This window comes from Microbulbifer celer, assembly GCF_020991125.1.
Taxonomy (GTDB): Bacteria; Pseudomonadota; Gammaproteobacteria; order Pseudomonadales; family Cellvibrionaceae; genus Microbulbifer; species Microbulbifer celer.
In genome coordinates, this window is record NZ_CP087715.1 from 2314908 (window position 1) to 2335470 (window position 20563).

Sequence of the window (20563 nt, forward strand, 5' to 3'; positions counted from 1 at the left end):
CACGAGCTAGGCGCCCCCCCTCAACCCATCCACGGGGGCTCTTCTAAAACGTCCCTGTTTTAGAAGGTCTGGCGAAGGCTTACCCGCATCACTGCCTTATCATCAGACAAGGCATGTTCTTTCGAGTACGGGGTTAGCCTTTGTGATACAGCTCGGCCCCCATATCCTTGAACTTGATCGCCATCTCTTCCATGCCCTGCTCCGCTGCCTGTTTTTCTGCTTCCAGTTTTTTGGAATAGTCCCGAACGTCCTGGGTAATTTTCATGGAGCAGAATTTCGGGCCGCACATGGAGCAGAAGTGGGCGACTTTGCCGGATTCTTTGGGCAGGGTTTCGTCGTGGTAGACGCGCGCGCGTTCCGGGTCGAGGCCGAGGTTGAACTGATCTTCCCAGCGGAATTCGAAGCGGGCTTTGGAGAGGGCGTCATCGCGTTTGTAGGCGCGTGGGTGTCCCTTGGCGAGGTCGGCGGCGTGGGCGGCGATTTTGTAGGCCATGAGGCCTTCTTTTACGTCTTCTTTGTTGGGCAGCCCGAGGTGCTCTTTCGGGGTTACGTAACAGAGCATGGCGCAGCCCATGCTGCCGATCATGGCGGCGCCGATGCCGGAGGTGATGTGGTCGTAGCCGGGGGCGATGTCGGTGGTCAGTGGGCCGAGGGTATAGAACGGGGCGCCGTGGCAGTGGTCCAGCTGCTCGTCCATGTTTTCCTTGATCTTGTGCATTGGCACGTGGCCGGGGCCTTCGATCATGGTCTGTACGTCGTGTTCCCAAGCGATTTTGGTGAGTTCACCGAGGGTGTGCAGTTCGCTAAACTGGGCCTCGTCGTTGGCGTCTGCGATACAGCCGGGGCGCAGGCCGTCGCCGAGGGAGAAGCTGACGTCGTAGGCCTTTAAGATTTCACAGATTTCCTCAAAGTGGGTGTAAAGGAAACTTTCTTTGTGGTGCGAGAGGCACCATTTGGCCATGATGGAGCCGCCGCGGGAGACGATGCCGGTAACGCGTTTGGCGGTCATGGGTACATAGCGCAGCAGTACGCCGGCGTGGATGGTGAAGTAGTCGACGCCCTGCTCTGCCTGTTCGATGAGGGTATCGCGGAACACTTCCCAGTTGAGGTCTTCAGCTACGCCACCGACCTTTTCCAGGGCCTGGTAAATGGGGACGGTGCCGATGGGGACCGGAGAGTTGCGCAGGATCCACTCGCGGGTTTCGTGGATATTCTGGCCGGTGGAGAGGTCCATGACGGTGTCACCGCCCCATTTGATGGACCACACCAGCTTTTCCACTTCCTCTTCGATGGAAGAGGTTACTGCGGAATTGCCGATATTGGAGTTCACTTTACACAGGAAGTTGCGGCCGATGATCATCGGCTCCAGTTCTGTATGGTTGATATTCGCCGGGATGATGGCGCGGCCTTCGGCGACTTCCCGGCGTACAAATTCGGGGGTGATTTGCTCCGGGATATAAATACCGTCGCGGGCTTTTTGATAATCCGCATCGCTCAGCTGTTCGGCCAGTTGCGCGCGGCCCATATTCTCGCGGATGGCGATAAATTCCATTTCCGGGGTGATGATGCCCTGACGCGCGTAGTGCATCTGGGTGACGTTTTTTCCCCGTTTGGCTTTGCGCGGATACGGCAGGTTTTCAAAGCGGATATGGTCGAGGCCCTGATCGGCCATCCGTTTCTGGCTGTAGGCGGCCTGGCGGGTGTCGAGGACTTCAGTATCGCCGCGAGCTTCAATCCATGCCTGGCGCAATTTGGGCAGGCCGTTGTGTACGTTGGGTGTGTAGTCGGGGTCTGAATAGGGGCCGGCGGTATCGTAGACACGCAGGGGTTCGTTGGGTTCGAGGATAGGGTTTTGTTCATCGCCACCAACGAGGCTCTGGCCGAGGCAGATTTCACGGACACCGACTTTTACGCTCGGGTCTTCGCCTTCGATATACACTTTGCGGGAGTTGGGGAATTGCTGGGCGGTGAGGTTGTCCAGGAATTCTTTGGCGCTTTCGCGTTGTTCGCTGCGGCTGCTTTTTTTAGTGCTTTTAGCGGCGGTTTGTTTCGGCTCGGTAACCTGAGACATGCTGACCCCTTGCGTTGTGATCCTTATGAGTTGGGATAACTTGCGGGGTGCGGTTCTCTATTCAGAATTCAGAGAGCACTCATTAAGTGCGCGCTGGGAGGGCAGGTTTTGGGCGTGCAGGTGTTCAGTGTGTGAACGGTTCAACAGCTCAAAATTGAAAGCGAATTCAGATCTTGTTTCCTACGCGGGGGTTACCCCGATCAGGTTCAACGGATCTCGCTACTGCGATCTCAGCCCGAAGGCACTCCGACAAGTTGGAGCCGAGTATAGGGGATGATTTGCCGTTTGAATAGGAACAGGCACGACGAATTGTGAATCGGGGCGGGTTGCTGGTCTTGTGGCAGTTAGGTTTTAAGCTATTTTTGTGGCGGCACCGCCACCGGGGATGGGTTCGCAAGACACGCCGTAAACCCATCCATGGGGGCTCTTCTGCGAGGTCCCTCTCGCAGAAGGTCTTGCGAACCCATCCCCGGTGTCGGCACCTTCGCTTCATGCCATATTGCTTCGACAGCAGTTAGATCACCAACGTTTTCTGGTAACTCATCTCACGAATGGCGTACCGCACGCCCTCTTTGCCGATGCCACTCTCTTTCACGCCCCCGAACGGGAAGTGTTCGGCGCGGAAGCCGGGGCCGTCGTTGACGGCCAGCAGGCCGACGTCGAGTTGGTTGTACAGACGTTTGGCCAGGGCCAGGTTCTGGGTGAAGACGCCAGCCTGTAGACCAAACGGTGAGTTGTTGATCAGAGCGATCAGCTCGTTTTCATCGTCGAACTTGCGCAGCGGTACTACGGGGCCGAAGGTTTCCTCTGCAACAATTTCGGCGTCGTCAGCGACATTGTCGAGGATGGTGGGCCACAGGATGTTGCCCTGGCGTTGATGGCCGAACAGAACGCGGGCGCCGGCTTTTACGGCGGATTCGATGCGGTTTTCTACTTCGTCCGCGGCGGCGGTGTGGATGAGGGGGCCGACGAAGGTGTCGTCTTCGGCGGGATCACCGACTTTGAGTTTGGCGGTGGCGATGACGAGTTTTTCGGCGAACGCGTCGAAGACTTCGCTGTGTACGAACAGGCGTTTTGCGGCGGTGCAGCGCTGGCCGGCGGTGGCGAAGCGTTGGTTGATGGTGGCCTTTACTGCGGCGTCGAGGTCGGCGTCGGGCATGACGATCAGTGGGTCGTTGCCGCCGAGTTCAAACAGCATTTTCTTGTAGCCGGCATTGGCGGCGATGGCGTTGGCGGCGGCGGTGCCGCCGGTGAAGTTAATGGCCTGGATCTGGGGATGAGAGACGGCGAAGCTGGTGGCTTCGATATCCGGGATCAGCATCTGCAATACGGATTTGTCCATGCCGGCTTCATAGCAGAGCTCTACCAGCAGTCCAGCGGAACGCTTGTTCTGCGGGCCAGGTTTGAACAGGATGGTGTTGCCGGCGGCGAATGCGGGGCCGATTTTGTGCACGGCGATATTGATCGGGAAGTTGAACGGGGTGATGCAAAGCACGGTGCCCAGGGGTTTCCACAGTACCACGCCGACTTTTTCCCGCATTGGCGGATAGGCATCGGAGTCCAGGGCTTCGCCATTGATGGCACGGGCTTCCATGGCGCTGGCGAGTGCGGTGTTGTAGGCGCGGTCGATTTCTACGCGGCTGTCGCTGATGGTTTTTCCGGTTTCTTCGGTAATCAGGCGCGCGAGATCGTCTTTGCGATCTTGCAGCAGTTGCGCGAGCTTCAGCAGAATATTGGAGCGCTCGAATGCTGGCGTGGACTGCTGGTTCTTGCGGCCCGCCACCAATGTATCAACGGCTTGTGCAACCTGTTCCCGGGTATGGAAATCGTAGGCTTCGATCTGTTCGCCGTTGTACGGATTGATAATCTGATAGTCGGCCATGTTGAGTCCCTAAAAAATGTTTGTGCCGCCTCTTACGAAGTCAACAACTGGTAAACGATTCGCGCCCCGGCCACTAACAGTGCCGCACGCATCAGGTTGAAAAACAGCGCGCTGTCGATTCGATTCAGCAGGGCAATCCCGACACGGGTACCGATCACAGCAGCGACGGTCAGCAGCAGGATCAAACCCAGGTGATCAGAAAAGGCGAACCCCAGGTAAATAAACGCAGGCACCTTCAATGCGTGACACCAGGCCTGCATTACGGATTTATTCGCCACAATTTCTTTCGGCGTCATGTCCTTGCGTACAAAGAACGCCGCCAGCAATGGATCTACCGCTCCGGCGATAATCCCGAGGGTTCCCGTTGCAATACCCACCCAGAAAAAGCTGCGCGGCTGCAAACGGATTTCTGGCAACTTCTTCGGCTTGAACACCGTATAGAAAATCAAAACCGCAAGGAGAATCAGCGGCAGTTGCTGCCAATTCATATTCGCCAACCCCAGGGTCATGGCCGCGGAGCCGATCGTGCAACCGATAAAAAACGGGATGCACTGATCCCAACGGATATGCTCACGCACGTACACGATGCGGGCGAAATTGTTCAGCAGCTGCACCGCACCGTGTATCGGCACCAGCATACGCAGTGGTACCGCCACATTCAGCGCCGCAAACATCAGAATACCGCCGGCACTACCCGTCACCGCAGAGATAAATGCACTGATCACACAGACCAGCAACAACAGCCCCAGCGTCAGGCTCGGCGTCAAACCAGACAGTTCTCCCAATTCCGCCAAGACAGACCTCTACAGTGTTGGGTGATTTTCAGGGTGAGCGTTTCGGATTTTCAGAGATGGTCAGTCTATCCGCGAGGACAGTCGCAAACCCAGTAGTCGCGGGCCTGAAGCTGGTTATTTGGGGACACAAGAAGCCACAGGACACAAAAAAACCGGCTGAGCGCCGGTTTTTTTGTCACAGCTTTTAAAGCTTCTGATTTCAGCCGACCGTATTTCCGTAACTCATCAGCCGCTGATAACGCTTCTCCAGCAGCTCATCAATCGGCACCGCTGTCAGGCGATCCAGCTGTTCGGAAAGACGGTCCTGGAGACGGGAAGCCATCAGGTCCGGATCGCGGTGTGCTCCGCCCAGCGGTTCCTCGATAGTCTCGTCCACAATGCCCAACTCCTCGAGCACACTGGATGTCACCCCCATTGCCTCTGCAGCCAGCGGCGCCTTCTCTACGGTCTTCCAGATAATATTGGCGCAACCTTCCGGGGAGATCACAAAATAAGTGGAGTACTGCAGCATGTTCAACTGGTCGCCGACACCAATCGCCAGCGCACCACCGGAAGAGCCCTCACCGATCACGGTACAGATCACCGGAGTCCGCAGGTGTGACATCACCGCCAGATTCTTCGCGATCGCCTCGCTGATGCCGCGCTCCTCACTGTCGATACCGGGATAGGCTCCCGGCGTGTCGATCAGGGTCAGTACCGGCATTTTGAAGCGCTCCGCCATCTCCATGACACGCTGCGCCTTGCGGTAACCTTCAGGCTTCGGCATACCGAAATTGCGCTTCACCTTTTCGTTGACGCTGCGCCCCTTCTCCTCACCGATCACCGCCACCGGGCGGCCGTCGAGGCGGCCGATACCCGCGATGATCGCCTTGTCATCACCGAAGTGACGGTCGCCGTGCAGCTCGTCCCAATCGGTAAACATACGCTCGATATAATCCTTGGCGTAAGGGCGCTGTGGATGGCGCGCTACCTGTACGATCTGCCAGGGAGAGAGATCGGAATAGAGAGACTCGGTGAGCTTCTCGCTCTTTTCCCGCAGGCGGGAGATCTCTTCAGCAATGTTGAGCTCATTGTCATCGCCCACATGCTGCAGTTCCTTGATCTTGCTTTCCAGTTCCGCAATCGGCTGTTCAAACTCGAGAAAACTGAAGTTCATGTAATTCGCGCCTTGATAATTCTGCGGGCCCGCTACCGCAATTGGCAGCGAAATGCGACCAAAACACCCCGATTGGTCGCAAATGGGCCCCGTGTACTGAAAATGGCGGCTAGCTTACCGGCATAGGACTATCCAGTCGAGTGCACACCGCACTAACTCTGATCTCCGGTGACCAGATTACCATGGTTCAGTGGCGAACTGGCTAAAGGGCAAGTGACGCCAAAATCCTCAAAAGGGACTTCCGTCCCGCTCTGTCGATGCGCCAGATTATTGCCGTTGAGTGTAGTTGAGCTTCACCCGCTCCCGGCCGATCACTTCGCGTAAAGACTGGATCAGCTGGTCGTTGGGATCCACTTTCCAGTCATCCGCCAGCAGGAAGGTACCGCGCGCGTCGCTGCGCTCCACTTCCACCCGCACCGGACAGCCCCCGCCAATATAGGGGCGCAGACACGCGCTCAGGCGCTGCCCGGTATTCGGCAACGCCTGGGCGCTGTCGATGCTCAGCGTCACGCCAATCACACTGCCACTGCGCAGGTCATCCAGTGTCGACACACTGTTGACGCTCATCTTCAGGCCGCCGCTGTAATCGTCGTGGGAGATCGCCCCCTCCAACACCAGCAGTGAGTCCTTCACCAGCTTTTCCCGGTGCTCACCAAATGCCTCGCTGAACACCGCCGCCTCGATACGTGCACTGCGGTCATCCAGCGTGACAATCGCCATGGAGTCACCGCGCTTGGTCTTCATCACCCGCATCCCCACACAGAGACCAGCCACCTTCTGGCTCTCCCGGCCCGGCTTCAGGTCGGCAATACGCGCCTTCACCAGATGCTTGAGCTCATCTTCATACTCATCGATGGGGTGGCCGGTGAGGTACAGACCGAGGGTATTTTTCTCCCCCTCCAACCGCTCGCGGATGCCCCAGGGGCGCGCACCGCGGAAGTCCTCATACACATCACCGTCAGAGGCGGAACGCACGACCTCACCAAACAGGTCCATCATGCCGGCACTATCGTTTTTGCTCTGCTGCTCGGCGGACTTTACCGCCTCGTCCAGGGCGTTGAACAGCACCGCGCGAGAATAGTCCAGACCGTCTTCGCCAGTGGTATCTGGCCCGATACTGTCAAGGGCGCCAGAGCGTACCAGTGCCTCCAGCGCGCGTTTGTTGACCTTGCGTGGATCGATACGGGAGCAGAAATCGAACAGATCGGTAAACGGCCCGCCCTGCTCGCGCTCGGCGATAATATTGTCGATCGGACCTTCCCCAAGCCCCTTGATCGCACCCAGACCATAAATAATACGGTTGTCCACATCCACCGAAAACTGGTAGCTGCCCAGATTCACATCCGGCGGCACCAGGTCCAACCCCATGGCCCGGCACTCTTCGATAAAGGTCACCACCTTGTCGGTCTTGTCCATGTCCGAAGACATGGTGGCAGCCATAAACTGCGCCGGGTAATGGGCCTTCAGCCATGCAGTCTGGTATGACACCAGGGCGTAGGCCGCGGAGTGGGATTTGTTGAAGCCGTAGCCGGCGAATTTCTCCACCAGATCGAAGATTTTGATCGCCAGGTCCGGATCTACGCCCTGTTCCTTCGCGCCCTGTTCAAAGGTCGCCCGCTGTTTGGCCATTTCCTCGGGCTTTTTCTTACCCATGGCCCGGCGCAGCATGTCCGCACCACCCAGGGTATAACCCGCGAGCTCCTGGGCGATCTGCATCACCTGTTCCTGGTAGACAATAACCCCGTAGGTGGGCTCGAGAATCGGTTTAAGCTTTTCGTGCTGGTACTTGGCATCCGGGTAGGCCACCTGCGCGCGGCCGTGCTTCCGGTTGATAAAGTCGTCTACCATGCCCGATTGCAAGGGCCCCGGGCGGAACAGGGCCACCAGGGCGATCATGTCCTCAAGGTTATCCGGCCGCAGGCGTTTGATCAGGTCCTTCATACCGCGGGATTCGAGCTGGAACACCGCGGTGGTTTCGGCGCGCTTGATCATCGCGTAGGTATCGGGATCATCCAGCGGCAGCGCCTCGATCACCAGCGGCTCTTTGCCTTCCCGCGCGCGCTGCTCGTCCACCATCGCCTTGGCCCAGTCGATGATGGTCAGGGTGCGCAGGCCGAGGAAGTCGAACTTCACCAGACCCGCATCTTCCACGTCGTTTTTGTCAAACTGGGTAACCAGGCCGGCACCGGTCTCGTCACAGTACAGCGGGGCAAAATCCGTTAGCTTGGTGGGTGCGATGACCACACCACCGGCGTGCTTGCCGACGTTCCGGGCCACACCTTCCAGCTGCAGCGCCATCTCCCAGATTTCCTGGCCCTCCTCATCGTTCTCCAGGAACTCCCGCAGCACCTCCTCCTGCTCGAAAGCCTTCTCCAGGGTCATGCCCGGGTCCGGCGGAATCATCTTCGAGAGTTTGTCTGCAAGGCCGTAAGACTTGCCCTGCACCCGTGCCACGTCCCGCACCACCGCCTTGGCGGCCATGGTGCCGAAGGTGATGATCTGGCTCACGGCATTACGGCCGTAGTGATCGGCCACGTAGTTGATCACCTGGTCGCGCTTTTCCATGCAGAAGTCGACGTCGAAGTCGGGCATGGATACCCGCTCCGGGTTCAGGAAGCGCTCGAACAGCAGATCGTACTGCAGCGGGTCCAGATCGGTAATTTTCTGCGAATAGGCAATCAACGAGCCGGCACCGGAACCCCGTCCCGGCCCTACCGGTATATCGTGATCCTTGGCCCACTGGATAAAGTCCATCACGATCAGGAAGTAGCCAGGGAATCCCATCTGGATCACGATATCCAGCTCAAAGCGCAAGCGGTCTTCGTATTCCTTCTTGCGCGCTTCGTAATCCGGCGCGGACTTGTCGAGGATGGTTTCGAGCCGCTCGTAAAGGCCGTCGAAAGAGATTTTCTCGAAGAACTCGTTCTCCGTCATTCCCTCAGGGATCGGGAACTGGGGCAGGAAGTATTTGCCCAGTTGGATCGGCGAGGAACAGCGGCGGGCAATTTCCACCGTATTTTCCAGTGCTTCCGGAATGTCTTTGAACAGCGCCTGCATTTCCTCCGGAGTTCGCAGATACTGCTCCGGGGAATAGCGCCGTTCACGGCGGGGATCGTCCAGGGCGCGGCCCTCACGGATACAAACCCGTACCTCGTGGGCTTCAAACTCACTGTCTTCCAGAAAACGCACATCGTTGGTAGCCACTACCGGCAGATTCAGCCTGCCCGCAAGATCCACCGCCGCGTGCAGGTACTCCTCATCGCCAGGACGGCTGGTACGCTGTAATTCCAGGTAGTAACGGCCGGGGAAAACGCTCTCCCACTCCTGCGCCAACGCTTCCGCCTGTGCGGTGCGCCCGGCAATTAAAGCCCGGCCCACGTCGCCATATTTGGCACCAGACAGCATCAGTACACCGCTGGCATATTCTTTCAGCCATTCCCGCTCGATGTAGGCGTGCCCGTGGTACTGCCCCTCCATCCACGCGCGGGAGATCAGCTCGGTAATATTGCGATAGCCATCGCCGTTCATGGCGTAGAGCGTAAGTAGGGTCGGCTGGTCCTCCCCCCCCTCTTTCAGCCAGAAATCTGCCGCAGTAATCGGCTTGATCCCTGCGCCCATACAGGCCTTATAAAATTTCACCTGGGCGTAAAAATTGGTCTGATCGGTTACCGCCACCGCCGGCATTTCCAGCTCGGCAACCCGGTTGATCAACGGCTTGATCCGCACCAGGCCATCGATCAGGGAGTATTCGGAATGGATTCTCAAATGTACGAAGGGTTGGGTCATATTTTTTCTATTTGATCTGGTTCAGGGGCTCTTGCTTTGCCCCTCCGCGCGAGTGCAACTCTGGTAGTTGATCACATTTTAAGCCCTAGCGGTTGTGCTGGCTTAGCATTCGAGTTTGCTGACGTAGTGAAAAGGCCGATGCGAAGGCGGAGCACCGGGTGGAGGTTTTCAGGAGCGTCGCAAACAGGATGTTTGCGCCGCAGCGCCCAGGGATGGGTTCACAGCGGTCCTGAAAACCTCCACCCGGTGCTCTGCCGCCAGAAAACGAGAGCTAGTCAGACCACCAGACACGACGCATCTGTACCGCCCGCTCATGGCAATTCTGCAAAACCTGTTTTTTCTCGGCGTTGGTCATCCGCCCCCACTGACTGATCTCGTTCCCGGAACGAAAGCACCCCTCGCAGATATCCTCACGATTCAACGCGCACACAGAGACACAGGGGGATTTCACCGGAAACTCAAATGCGGGCTCAGGCTGTTTATCCTTCAGCCGGCTCCAATCACTCTCAGTCATCGTCACCGCCGCCGATCGCCACCAGCTCTTCCGCAAAGCGCTGGCCATTGGCCACATAAATATCACTGCTCGCCTTCAACAGCTCAAACGTCGATTCATCCAACGTCTTCACCACCTTGCCCGGGCTGCCCAGCACCAGAGAATAATCCGGGATATCCGCATTCTCCGTCACCAGCGCATTGGCCCCGATGATGCAGCACTTGCCGATCTTGGCCCCGTTCAACACCACCGCATTCATCCCGATCAGCGAATACTCACCAATCTGGCAACCGTGTAACGTCACCTTGTGGCCGACCGTTACGCCGGTGCCCACCATCAGCGCCATACCCGGGTCCGTATGCAACACCGAGCCGTCCTGGATATTCGCCCGCTCGCCGATGGTGATCAGGTCGTTGTCGCCACGGATGACCGTGTTGAACCAGACGGAACTGTGCGGCTTCATCAGCACATGGCCAATCACCCGCGCGCCGGGAGCAACATAGTGCCCCTCGCCCTCCAGCTTTGGCTGTTTATCGCCCAATCTGTACAGCATGTGGCCCTCGTCGTGGGTTGCAAGTTTGGGTTTGAAGTCAGTGGAAATCAGCCCGGCATTATCCCGCCCAAGGCCCCCGATTGCCACCCCGACGCACGATGACTGAACGGACAGGTCAGGTAAACGGCGCGCCCTCTAAGGTCAGCAATCTCGCCTTCATATCGAGCCCGCCTGCGTATCCGGTCAGAGTGCCATCGGCACCAATCACCCGGTGGCAAGGGACCACAATAGACAGCGGATTGGCGCCATTGGCCCGGGCCACAGCGCGCACGGCTTTCGGATTACCAATCGCGTCGGCCAACGCCCGGTAACTGCAGGTTTCACCATAGGGAATGGCGCACAGCGCCTGCCACACAGACTGCTGGAACGGCGTGCCAGCGGCCGCCAGGGGCAGGTCAAACTGCCTGCGCTCACCCGCGAAATATGCGCGCAGCTGATCTGCCGCACGATCGGTCACATCCGAGGCGCCCCGGTGCCAGCCCTCACGGGGAGCCAGAGGCCGGGCCCCGGACTGCAGATCGATCGCCACCAACCCGCTGTCGCTGGCAGCAATACCCAGCTCGCCAAAGCTGGTGGAATACAGTGCGTAGTGAATCATGCGGTTTGCCTCAACTTGAGTGATTGCCACAACAACAGTGCGGCGTAGGCGCGCCAGGGACGCCAGTCCTCGGCGCGCGCCAGGGCCTGCTTCGGCGTCGCCTTTTTGTCCCCGGTGCCCAGAGCGATCAAAACTCCCAGATCCGATGCCGGAAAAGCATCGGGCATCGACAGCCCGCGCATGGCGGTGTAGTGCGCCGTCCAATCACCGATCCCCGGCAGCGCCGTCATCTGCTGGCACCAGGTTTCGAGCTCGGGTTCGGAAAAATCGATCTCCCCGTTACGGGTGGCAGCCACAAAATTGCGCAATGTCTGCGCGCGGGTACGGGTGACGCCAATGCTGGAGAAATCCGCCTCTGCCAACTGCTCCGGGCCGGGGAAAAGCCGGTATTCCTGCCCATCCGGGCCGACAAATGCCTCGCCGTAAGCACTGACCAGGCGCCCCGCAATGGTGGTCGCCGCAGCGACGGAAATCTGCTGGCCCAGAATCGCACGTAGAGCATATTCAAACGGATCCCAGGCACCGGGCAATCGCACATCCGGACTCTGCTCCAGCACCCGTGCTAACAGTGGATCAGCAGCTAGGTGACGGTGAATTTCTTCAGTATCTGCATCCAGGTCAAACAGTCGCCGAAGCTTCTCACGCACCTGGTAGAGTACCGCTCCACTGCGGCCGGCAATCACCTCCACCTCCAGCCGGCCTTTCTCTGGCTGATTCCGAACCCGCAACAACCCGCGTTGCCCTTCAAGCTCAAAACTGCGCTGATAGATTCCCGCCGCCGGAGTATCCCCGTGTATCACCTGTTCGACACCAAGCAATGCGCGGGCAGAGAAAAATGACAGCAGCTGAGGCCAGTCAAACGGTGGACGGTAGCTTAAATACAGACGTACCGACTCGGGAGAACCGACACGCGATGCCCGCCCTTCGCGCTCTTCCCGCCGCACCTCAGAGGGCGTACGGCGGTAAACGTCCCGAAATACGCCGTTAAAGCGCCGCAAGCTATTGAAACCAGACGCGAAGGCTATTTCCGAAACAGGAAGGCTGGTATCGCGCAGCAGACTGAAGGCAAACAGTGCGCGTTCGGTCTGCCAGACTTGTAGCGGGCTCAATCCGACATGCTCGGTAAACAACTTGCGGAGATAGCGGCTGCTGATGCCAAGCCGTTCCGCCAGCTGCTCTATCGACTGCGCCTCGCGATCTCGCCGCATCAGGCTCAAAGCCCGCTGCACCGTGGTAGAAACCAACCCCCACGCCGGACTGCCCGGTGCTGCATCCGGCCGGCAACGCAGGCAAGGGCGGTATCCCGCTGCCGAAGCCTCCGCGGCCGTCGCAAAATACTCTACATTGCGCTCCAGCGGCGCCCGCGCGGGGCAGATCGGCCGACAGAAAATACCCGTGGTTTTGACCGCGGTATAAAAGCAGCCATCAAAACGCTTGTCGCGGGCAAGACGGGCACGAGTACAGGTTTCAGGGTTCAGGGCCAACGGTCGATCCTCAGTAGAGCAGACCCAGCCAGTGTATGCTTGAGCATTACCACTGACTAGTCATATTCGGAACTCACTAGAGTTGAGCCCCGTCAAAATGCAGCCCTCCAGCAGACAGCAAAAAGTCCGACGGTTGCCGGGCTTCAGCTATCTGGAAGCAATTGTGGCTCGCGTTAAAAATCAGATATTTCGCTCCGTCTGACAATTCCAGCATGCAAAAAACGCCGAACCATTCATTTCACCACAAGCGGCGCAAACCCAATCATCCTCTTCCTCCTTATCAGAAACAGACTTTAACAGCGCTTGCGCCTTAGGGAACTGATCATCAGACAGAACCCAAATCTCCGGCCAAGTATCAAACACACCCAGCTCCCCCCTTCCCGCTCCGGAAAACTCATTCTTGAGAAGGGTTTCAATACCAGCTTGCCGCAAAAGCGCCTGAGCATTGCTGACGAGTAAGATGTTTTCGTGGGTGTAGACTAGTTTCATATATTTGACCACTAGGCCATAATCACTTGTCTATCAAAAGACGAAAGCTAGAGAACGCCCCACCCAGATACCTGAAGCGAAAATAAAAACACAAGCTGCAATGCCAGCAAGGGCAATTAATCCTGGCTTCTCCTCATTCTTTACAGTAGCCCACCATTCTTTAGCGTTCTTGATCACAAATCATCTCCTTGTTTTTGAACTGGGGTCGCCAATAAAGACAGTGAAAGCTCAAGCCACTCTATAATGCTTATATTTAACCCGAAAAACCGTGCCTCTATGTGAATTCTGGATCTGAATCGCAGGGTGGTGCAAGTATTGAAGGGTACGTTCCTATACACCGCAGAAACGGCTAAGTGCTACTATTCAGAAAATGAAAATTTCTTCCAGGTTAATGTGTCGTCATACTACGCCTTCTCAAGGTAAAAGAACTCTGCCCTCTCACCTTCGCACCTTCGCACCTATCAGATTCTCGCGCAGTACAATATAACGCTTTGGTAACGGGACCGCCGTTGTGGAACCGGCATGTGGTAGAGTGAGCGAAGCGAACCACATGCCTATGGAGCGTAGGTGGCTCCCGTTGACCAACTTGTTACAATTATGGATTAATAAGAACTATGTGGCTTTTTCCTCTTGTCCAATCATTTGTTGCTTTCTTCCAGTACGTAGGAGCAATGTAGTTCCTATGTCCGAGTGGAAAATCACTTACCCACTCCTCTGACATTAAATAGTCTCTACCAGATTGAATCCTCACTGTCCAAGCCATTGCACCAACATGCCCAGATAAAGCACCAGCATCAGGTTCATGACCGTGAACCTGCCACCTAACCCCATCAATGTCCAACCATATAAATTTAAATCCACGCTGTGAACGCGACTCAAACTCAAAAGTGTTAGCTGTCCCAGCTGGAATTAGCTGTAAAATATTGTTGCACGTACCTCCGCCATTAATTCTTCCCGGGTGAGCGATGTTGTGCACAAGATTGTAAAAATCATCTTTTGTATTTTTCGTATTTTTAACCATTCCAGCCGGAACCCACTCTCCAGCTCCAAACAAGTCTGATAATCCAATAGGCATAACTCAAACCTCCTTGTTAAGTTTTGAATGTAACGAGGCTGTAGAAAAACAGATTCAATTAATATCTGCTTACCAGCCTTACCTGTAGTTGTAATGGCTACAATTCAACCACATTATTTTTGGATAGTCACTTATTGCGCATAAATACACCAAATTTACTATCGATGGCTTGAGCTCGCTTGTGAATCAGTGGATAGCACCGTATCTCGCTGACTTCTCAATGTTGTGTACCAAGCAAAACATTTGCCATTTTCATCTACAAACGAATCACTTAACCCACCATCAGCCTGAGTTGAATGAAGTAACTCCACTTGAAGATTACCGTATGCGATCGCGAATGTAGCCGGCCACCAGAAATGGAATTAAGGCTATAAAAAAAACAACTTTATTCAAAATATCATCCCTGGATCTACTCACACATAACGCCGCGCTCAGCCGCAGCTTACTTTGGGCGCTTTGTTGCGCGAAAATAGGAGCGTAGCGACTGCGCAACAAAGTGCCCAAAGTAAGATGTCGGTTGCAGCGCCTGGTTATGGCTGACGCGCTCCGAAGTACCTACTGGCACTGAATGCGCCGAAGCTCCTTAAAAACGAGGAAAGAAATTCCAACCTTTCCCAACCTATTATTCTCTTACTGGCACTCCACGTTACTGCAGCGGATTTGCCGCGCTTCCCATGAACTTAAACGGAAGCACTAGGAACGAAACTGTATGATTTTATCATGGCAAAAAGCCAAATACTGCGTGCCAAAACAGTGCTCTAAATTACACGCTGGCACAGACAACTATTTTTACGGCCCGGCACCATAACGCCGCGCTCAGCCGCAGCTTACTTTGGGCGCTTTATTGCGCGAAAATAGGAGCGTAGCGACTGCGCAATAAAGTGCCCAAAGTAAGATGTCGGTTGCAGCGCCTGGTTATGGCTGACGCGCTCCGTAATACCTACTGGCACCGATGGCTCCCGGCTTATTAAAGACACGGAAAGAATGCAAAATTTCCGCATCTACTCATTATCTTACTGGCACTCCACATTACTGCAGAGGACTTTCCGCGATTCCTATGAACTTAAACGAAAGCACTAGGAACGAAACTGCTTGATCTTATCATGGCAAATAGCCACATGCCGCGGGCCAAAACAGTGTTCAAAATTACACGCTGGCACAAGCAACAAATTTTACGGCCCGGCACCATAACGCCCAGCGCAGGCGAAGCCAGCGCGGAGCGCATTTTGTGTTAATGTTTGAGCGCCAGCGAGTAACACAAAAGGTGCGTAGCGTTGGCTGTCGCTCTGCCGCTGTTTGTTAAGCATTGGGCACGCTAGAAGCTACCTGATACGCAAAATAGCCCAAAGCTATCACTAGAATCCAGAATATAACACTTACAAAAACTACCCAGAACCCGCTTAGCTCCCGCCCCTGCTTTGTGAAGGGTTTGCACAGTAGTTGGCCGGGTATCTGAAACATTACTTCAGCCGCTGTAGTGAAAATAATTTCAAAGATAAATCGACCGAGAACTCGAAAAACACCACCAACTATTTCTTCCATGAAAAAACCTAAATACTCAAGATGCTTAACGCCCGCAACAGGGGCTACCAATGCTATGCACGTTTTGCGCGAAACTGGGAGCGCAGCGACCCGCACAAAATGTGCATAGCGTTGGGCGTCCCGCGGAGGCGCGAAGGGCCGTAGCATACTGCTTGCGTTTGTTATGTGTTTTTCTGACGGACCAGCAAAAAAACCCCTATTGCAATACTCAAATGACCTAGGGCCAAGCTAGCTTGCAAGACACCAAATAGCAATGCTCTCATTTTAAGAAAACTATCTTCTGCAAACTCTACTCCACCAGGAAAGCTAGGGATGCCAAGCTTTATCATTGTGTATCCCACGACTGTAATAATTGCGCCCAAGAGTATAAAAATTGACCCGGAATTCCGGAGCCTCTTAACGGCAAAAATCCCGGCTACGAACATGATAATTAGACCGAGATAAAGAAATATATTGGCTGCGATTACAAGTACATTGCTCATAATTTTCTACTACACATAACGCCGAGCTCAGCGGCGGCCTACGCTGCTTATGCGCGAAGCGCATAGCGTAGGCCGTCCGGCCCAGGCGTCAGCCTGGGCGTGCTGGAGCGAATTGTTAAGTGTTTCAGGCACCTTGCTCCCCTACTATTTGTGCTTGCAGTTCCGCCGGAATATTTACCCATGTAACATCACTAGAGGCCACAAGCTTACAACCGTGCTCACTGCTCCAATGAACTTCCATTGCTTCTCGATAGATCATAGGAAAGGTTTCGACAGCAGGCTTTAGATATAACCTTCCTTCCCCATCAATCCCAATTTCTTTGATTTTATCTTCCATATTCGACTAGACACTTAACGCCCAGCGCAGGCGCAGCCAGCGCGGAGCGCATTTTGTGTTAATGTTTGAGCGCCAGCGAGTAACACAAAAGGTGCGTAGCGTTGGCTGTCGCTCTGCCGCTGATTGTTATATGGCCTGGCACTTAGCCATTTTTTGGCTTCCTAAAAAGCGCAAACAAAAGCACAAGCATTAAGCCGATACCTCCACTGCCGAAAAACCCACCCCAATAGTCTGAACTCAATCCAAGCGCGAAACTTTCGCTACCAGCCTGAAATAACAGCTGGACGGCAACTGTGGTAAGCATGCCTATAATTGCGACTGATACTGCGATACTGGACTTCTTCATGATCTCTATTTCCTCTTCCTCTGAGTGTTGACTGACATATAACGCCCGCAACAGGGGCGACCAATGCTATGCACATTTTGTGCGAAATTGGGAGCGCAGCGACCCGCACAAAATGTGCATAGCGTTGGGCGTCCCGCGGAGGCCCGAAGGGCCGGAGCATCCTGCTTGCGTTTGTTAAGCATTTACTAGGTGCCAGGGTCGATAGCAGTTATGTTTTCAGCACTTTTTAGAATTTTTTCCAGCTGCTTTGAATCTAAGCCTTTTGCGTGAATCACTTTTTTGTCTTTTGTTTGGATGATAATTTCACGGCTATTTTTAACCTTTAAGAACGCAATTATGACAGATGCCAACGATACCCACATGGACGCGTTTACGATTACATCGATTGCTCCCGAGGACGCCATAACTGCGCCAGAGCGATTCTCTGTAATTCTGTATTTGACATTATTCTCGTTGAGCAGAGTAAGGATTGGACCAAAGCTCTTTTTGAATACATTTATTGGCACACATTCAATGGTTTCCATCAGTACTCTCCTTCAGATGCTTAACGCCGCGCTCAGCCGCAGCTTGCTTTGCGCACTTTTTGCGCGAAAATGGGAGCGCAGCGACCGCGCAAAAAGTGCGCAAAGTAAGCTGTCGGTCTGCAGCGCATTGTTAGAGTGCTACTAGCACGCGGTGGATCTATGGGCACAGTCTTTTCCGCTATCTTCACGGCAATTTGAGCTGCAAAATTTAGTACGAATTTTAGCTCCCTGCACCGACATTGGCCTCCCTTCAATAGTTCTAGGCTCATACTTCGCGTGCAAAATTCTTTCAATGGCTATTTTACCAAACTGCTCTTCCGAATCTGACTCTGATACCACTGGATTTTCGACATAACCATGTTCGTTAATATTAAATTCAACGATGACATACCCTTCGTAACCAGAGTCACACAGCTTCTTTGGATAGTAGCCCGCGGGCATATAAGTAAGAAATTTATCGTGAGTTATCGGATCAAAATCCACAGGTAAATCATAATGGCGCTCGCGCTCAACCAGATAAGCTTGGTTAGTACATGAAGCCAAGAACAACCAAAATACCGCCAGAAAAATTACTCTCATGGTTAATTTTGCACTCTAACGCCTAGATCACGCGCTTGTCGCCGTGCATCTTCTTGTTATGAGCGCCCGACCTACTAATCTTAAAAATACCAATTGCAACAACAAACATCCCCAGTTGAGAAAGATGTGCAGACAACTTATACCAGAATGGTAAGCAATCGTAGTATGAATGACCCGCAGCCCAACAATCCCCTATATCGCTCGGCATATTTGGAGCAACATATCCGTACTGCCCCACCAGAATGAACCCTGTTAAGAGCAAAAAACCAATCATCACCCGTCCGGATATTATTACCCAAACGGTGCTAGTAAAGATGGCTGCATGGCCAGCATAAACCAGATAAATTTCGAACTGCTCCATCACCACTCCATCAGCTCATAACGCTGAGCTCAGCGGCGGTTTACGCTGTTTATGCGCGAAGCGCATAGCGTAAGCCGTCCGGCCCAGGCGTCAGCCTGGGCGTACTGGAGCGAATTGTTATGAGTGTGGTTATCTCCATTGTGACATCCGTACCCATGCGACACTTGCAAATATACAAATGGCAAGCGGAAGATAAAAGAATATGTTAATAAATCTTCCCGTTAAATAAAACAGAAATGATAGCGACAATGAAATAAAGAAGAACTTTCCTGTTTTAAAGAACTTGGCGACTTTTTCTTCGTTTTTAGTTAGCCACACCATGGCCAGAGGAATTCCAACTAAGAATGAAGCCAAGGTAAGCAATATAAAAATAGTACTTTCAAGCATCAATTTTTTCTTTCACGGCTTGGACTCATAACGCCAAGCGCAGCGGCCGAAGGTCCGCTGGCGCTACTTGTTAACTCTCATTTTCTTGGACTTCCATTTCTTTGCTACTTAACCCTACAGAGTGAGGCATTACGTCGCTGCCCGACAGCCACCACTCCTTTGTTACCCATGCCTGGCCATATTCATCGACTTCATATACCTGTAATACTTCGCCGATCATGGACATAACTTCAGACAATTCTTTTTCATCCAGATGACTAAAGTCTGCTGGATCAAGGGATAGCACCCTTACAAAGCTATCCACTTTAACTTCTATTCCGTGCCTATCAGTTACTCTCATAGGTAATTCTTTCGTAGAGTTAACGCCGCGCTCAGCCGCAGCTTACTTTGGGCGCTTTGTTGCGCGAAAATAGGAGCGTAGCGACCGCGCAACAAAGTGCCCAAAGTAAGATGTCGGCTGCAGCGCTTGGTTATGGCTGACGCTCTCCGAGGTACCTACTGGCAGCTACGGTGCCGCAGCCCATTAAAATCGAGGAAAGAACTCTGAACTTTCCCCAACCAATTATTCTCTTACTGGCACTCCACGTTACTACAGCGGAGTTGCCGAGATTCCTTTGGACTTAAACGAAAGCACTAGGAACGAATCTGTTGAATTTTATCATGGCAAAAAGCCAAATACTGCGTGCCAAAATAGTGCTCAAAATTACACGCTGGCACAGACAACTAATTTTACGGCCCGGCACCATAACGCTGCCAGCAGCGGCCGAGTGAAACGAGGTCCAGCCCCGCAGGGGCGATGCTGCCTGGCCTTGTTATAAGATTTAGGTACAGCATTAATGCCCGCCTGAGTGTTTTTTGCTGCTCTTGCTTGTTACCCAAAGATATATGAGCAGCCCAAGGCTTACCAACAAGCACGCCGAAGAAATTTTGAACATGAGCTGTATGCCAGTATTGGGGCAGCCCCACATACAGGTAGACATTAACCCGACTACCGAAATAGCAAGAATAAATATATTTGCTAAAACTGCTAAGAAATATCTCATGGGTAAACGAGCTTATAACACCGGGCTCAGCGGCAGGCTGCAATATGTGCCTTTTTGTGCGATTTTGGGAGCGCAGCGACCCGCACAAAAAGGTGCATATTGTAGACTGTCCGCTGCAGCCCCTGGTTAAATTTTTCAGGCAGTGAGATATAAACCCTGCTGCCCCATTGCTACAACAGAAATCTCAAAGGAAAGTACAGCAAAAGCAGATAATATGTGATGTTTCCAAAGACAATTATCTCTTCTGGTGTAGATCCCATAGGAAACCTGTCCGAAAGCTATAACCCAGCCGAGATAGAACCAACCCAGACCAGTAATATACAGAAAGCCCCCAGTTTGGCTACTCACATCTTCACTAACCAAAAAGTATCCGGATAAAAATAGAAAGAAAGCGATCGCTGACAATATTACCGGTATGTATATCCAGAATCTCGTCACTTTTCTTCCTAAAATTTAACGCCGCGCTCAGCCGCAGCTTACTTTGGGCGCTTTGTTGCGCGAAAATAGGAGTGTAGCGACTGCGCAACAAAGTGCCCAAAGTAAGATGTCGGTTGCAGCGCCTGGTTATGGCTGACGCGCTC

At 53.9% G+C, this 20563-nt stretch carries 20 protein-coding genes and 1 riboswitch; all 20 genes read right to left on the reverse strand.

The genetic code is table 11. The annotated features are described in order from the left end of the window. Window positions 1-133: 133 nt before the first annotated feature. Window positions 134-2071 carry a phosphomethylpyrimidine synthase ThiC gene (thiC, locus tag LPW13_RS09705; protein WP_230434965.1) on the reverse strand — a complete coding sequence of 646 codons (1938 nt, stop codon included), beginning with the start codon at window positions 2069-2071 and terminating at the stop codon, window positions 134-136. A gap of 160 nt (window positions 2072-2231) precedes the next feature. Further along, window positions 2232-2330, reverse strand: a riboswitch (TPP riboswitch). Window positions 2331-2585: 255 nt separating this feature from the next. Then, window positions 2586-3953: a sulfoacetaldehyde dehydrogenase SafD gene (safD, locus tag LPW13_RS09710; RefSeq protein ID WP_230434967.1), complete on the reverse strand. Its 1368-nt coding sequence runs from the start codon at window positions 3951-3953 to the stop codon at window positions 2586-2588. Between the two features lie 32 nt (window positions 3954-3985). Further along, window positions 3986-4747: a sulfite exporter TauE/SafE family protein gene (locus LPW13_RS09715; RefSeq protein WP_230434969.1), complete on the reverse strand. Its 762-nt coding sequence runs from the start codon at window positions 4745-4747 to the stop codon at window positions 3986-3988. A 199-nt stretch (window positions 4748-4946) separates the two neighbouring features. Further along, on the reverse strand, window positions 4947-5903 hold the full coding sequence (locus LPW13_RS09720) for an acetyl-CoA carboxylase carboxyltransferase subunit alpha (protein ID WP_230434970.1): 957 nt from the start codon (window positions 5901-5903) through the stop codon (window positions 4947-4949). Between the two features lie 267 nt (window positions 5904-6170). Further along, on the reverse strand, window positions 6171-9689 hold the full coding sequence (gene dnaE / locus LPW13_RS09725) for a DNA polymerase III subunit alpha (RefSeq protein ID WP_230434972.1): 3519 nt from the start codon (window positions 9687-9689) through the stop codon (window positions 6171-6173). 271 nt (window positions 9690-9960) lie between these two features. Beyond that, on the reverse strand, window positions 9961-10203 hold the full coding sequence (locus tag LPW13_RS09730) for a DUF1289 domain-containing protein (protein ID WP_230434974.1): 243 nt from the start codon (window positions 10201-10203) through the stop codon (window positions 9961-9963). Further along, window positions 10196-10735 (reverse strand): gamma carbonic anhydrase family protein, encoded by a 540-nt coding sequence (locus LPW13_RS09735; RefSeq protein ID WP_230434976.1) that lies wholly within the window; start codon window positions 10733-10735, stop codon window positions 10196-10198. The genes LPW13_RS09730 and LPW13_RS09735 overlap by 8 nt, the downstream gene beginning before the upstream one ends. A gap of 115 nt (window positions 10736-10850) precedes the next feature. Further along, window positions 10851-11333 carry a methylated-DNA--[protein]-cysteine S-methyltransferase gene (locus LPW13_RS09740; protein ID WP_230434978.1) on the reverse strand — a complete coding sequence of 161 codons (483 nt, stop codon included), beginning with the start codon at window positions 11331-11333 and terminating at the stop codon, window positions 10851-10853. After that, window positions 11330-12817 carry a DNA-3-methyladenine glycosylase 2 gene (locus tag LPW13_RS09745; protein ID WP_230434979.1) on the reverse strand — a complete coding sequence of 496 codons (1488 nt, stop codon included), beginning with the start codon at window positions 12815-12817 and terminating at the stop codon, window positions 11330-11332. Before LPW13_RS09745 ends, LPW13_RS09740 begins: the two co-directional genes overlap by 4 nt. A gap of 180 nt (window positions 12818-12997) precedes the next feature. Continuing rightward, the gene (locus LPW13_RS09750; RefSeq protein WP_230434981.1) at window positions 12998-13306 is read right to left on the reverse strand and encodes a putative signal transducing protein; all 309 of its coding nucleotides are present in this window, start codon (window positions 13304-13306) and stop codon (window positions 12998-13000) included. 33 nt (window positions 13307-13339) lie between these two features. Then, window positions 13340-13483 carry a hypothetical protein gene (locus tag LPW13_RS09755; protein WP_230434983.1) on the reverse strand — a complete coding sequence of 48 codons (144 nt, stop codon included), beginning with the start codon at window positions 13481-13483 and terminating at the stop codon, window positions 13340-13342. A gap of 418 nt (window positions 13484-13901) precedes the next feature. Next, window positions 13902-14381: a polymorphic toxin type 30 domain-containing protein gene (locus tag LPW13_RS09760; RefSeq protein ID WP_230434985.1), complete on the reverse strand. Its 480-nt coding sequence runs from the start codon at window positions 14379-14381 to the stop codon at window positions 13902-13904. A 1299-nt stretch (window positions 14382-15680) separates the two neighbouring features. After that, window positions 15681-15923 carry a hypothetical protein gene (locus tag LPW13_RS09765; RefSeq protein WP_230434986.1) on the reverse strand — a complete coding sequence of 81 codons (243 nt, stop codon included), beginning with the start codon at window positions 15921-15923 and terminating at the stop codon, window positions 15681-15683. Between the two features lie 161 nt (window positions 15924-16084). Beyond that, a complete protein-coding gene (locus LPW13_RS09770; RefSeq protein ID WP_230434988.1) occupies window positions 16085-16405 on the reverse strand; it encodes a hypothetical protein in 321 nt (106 codons plus the stop codon). 124 nt (window positions 16406-16529) lie between these two features. Continuing rightward, entirely contained in the window at window positions 16530-16742 is a 213-nt protein-coding gene (locus LPW13_RS09775; protein WP_230434990.1) for a hypothetical protein, read from the reverse strand. Between the two features lie 142 nt (window positions 16743-16884). Next, window positions 16885-17088, reverse strand: coding sequence for a hypothetical protein (locus LPW13_RS09780; protein ID WP_230434992.1), 204 nt, complete (start codon window positions 17086-17088; stop codon window positions 16885-16887). 185 nt (window positions 17089-17273) lie between these two features. Then, window positions 17274-17612 (reverse strand): hypothetical protein, encoded by a 339-nt coding sequence (locus LPW13_RS09785; protein WP_230434994.1) that lies wholly within the window; start codon window positions 17610-17612, stop codon window positions 17274-17276. 141 nt (window positions 17613-17753) lie between these two features. After that, a complete protein-coding gene (locus LPW13_RS09790) occupies window positions 17754-18191 on the reverse strand; it encodes an energy transducer TonB (RefSeq protein WP_230434995.1) in 438 nt (145 codons plus the stop codon). A gap of 22 nt (window positions 18192-18213) precedes the next feature. Next, window positions 18214-18552, reverse strand: a complete 339-nt coding sequence (locus tag LPW13_RS09795) for a hypothetical protein (RefSeq protein ID WP_230434997.1) — start codon at window positions 18550-18552, stop codon at window positions 18214-18216. 457 nt (window positions 18553-19009) lie between these two features. Beyond that, window positions 19010-19279 (reverse strand): hypothetical protein, encoded by a 270-nt coding sequence (locus tag LPW13_RS09800; protein WP_230434999.1) that lies wholly within the window; start codon window positions 19277-19279, stop codon window positions 19010-19012. Window positions 19280-20563: the final 1284 nt, after the last annotated feature.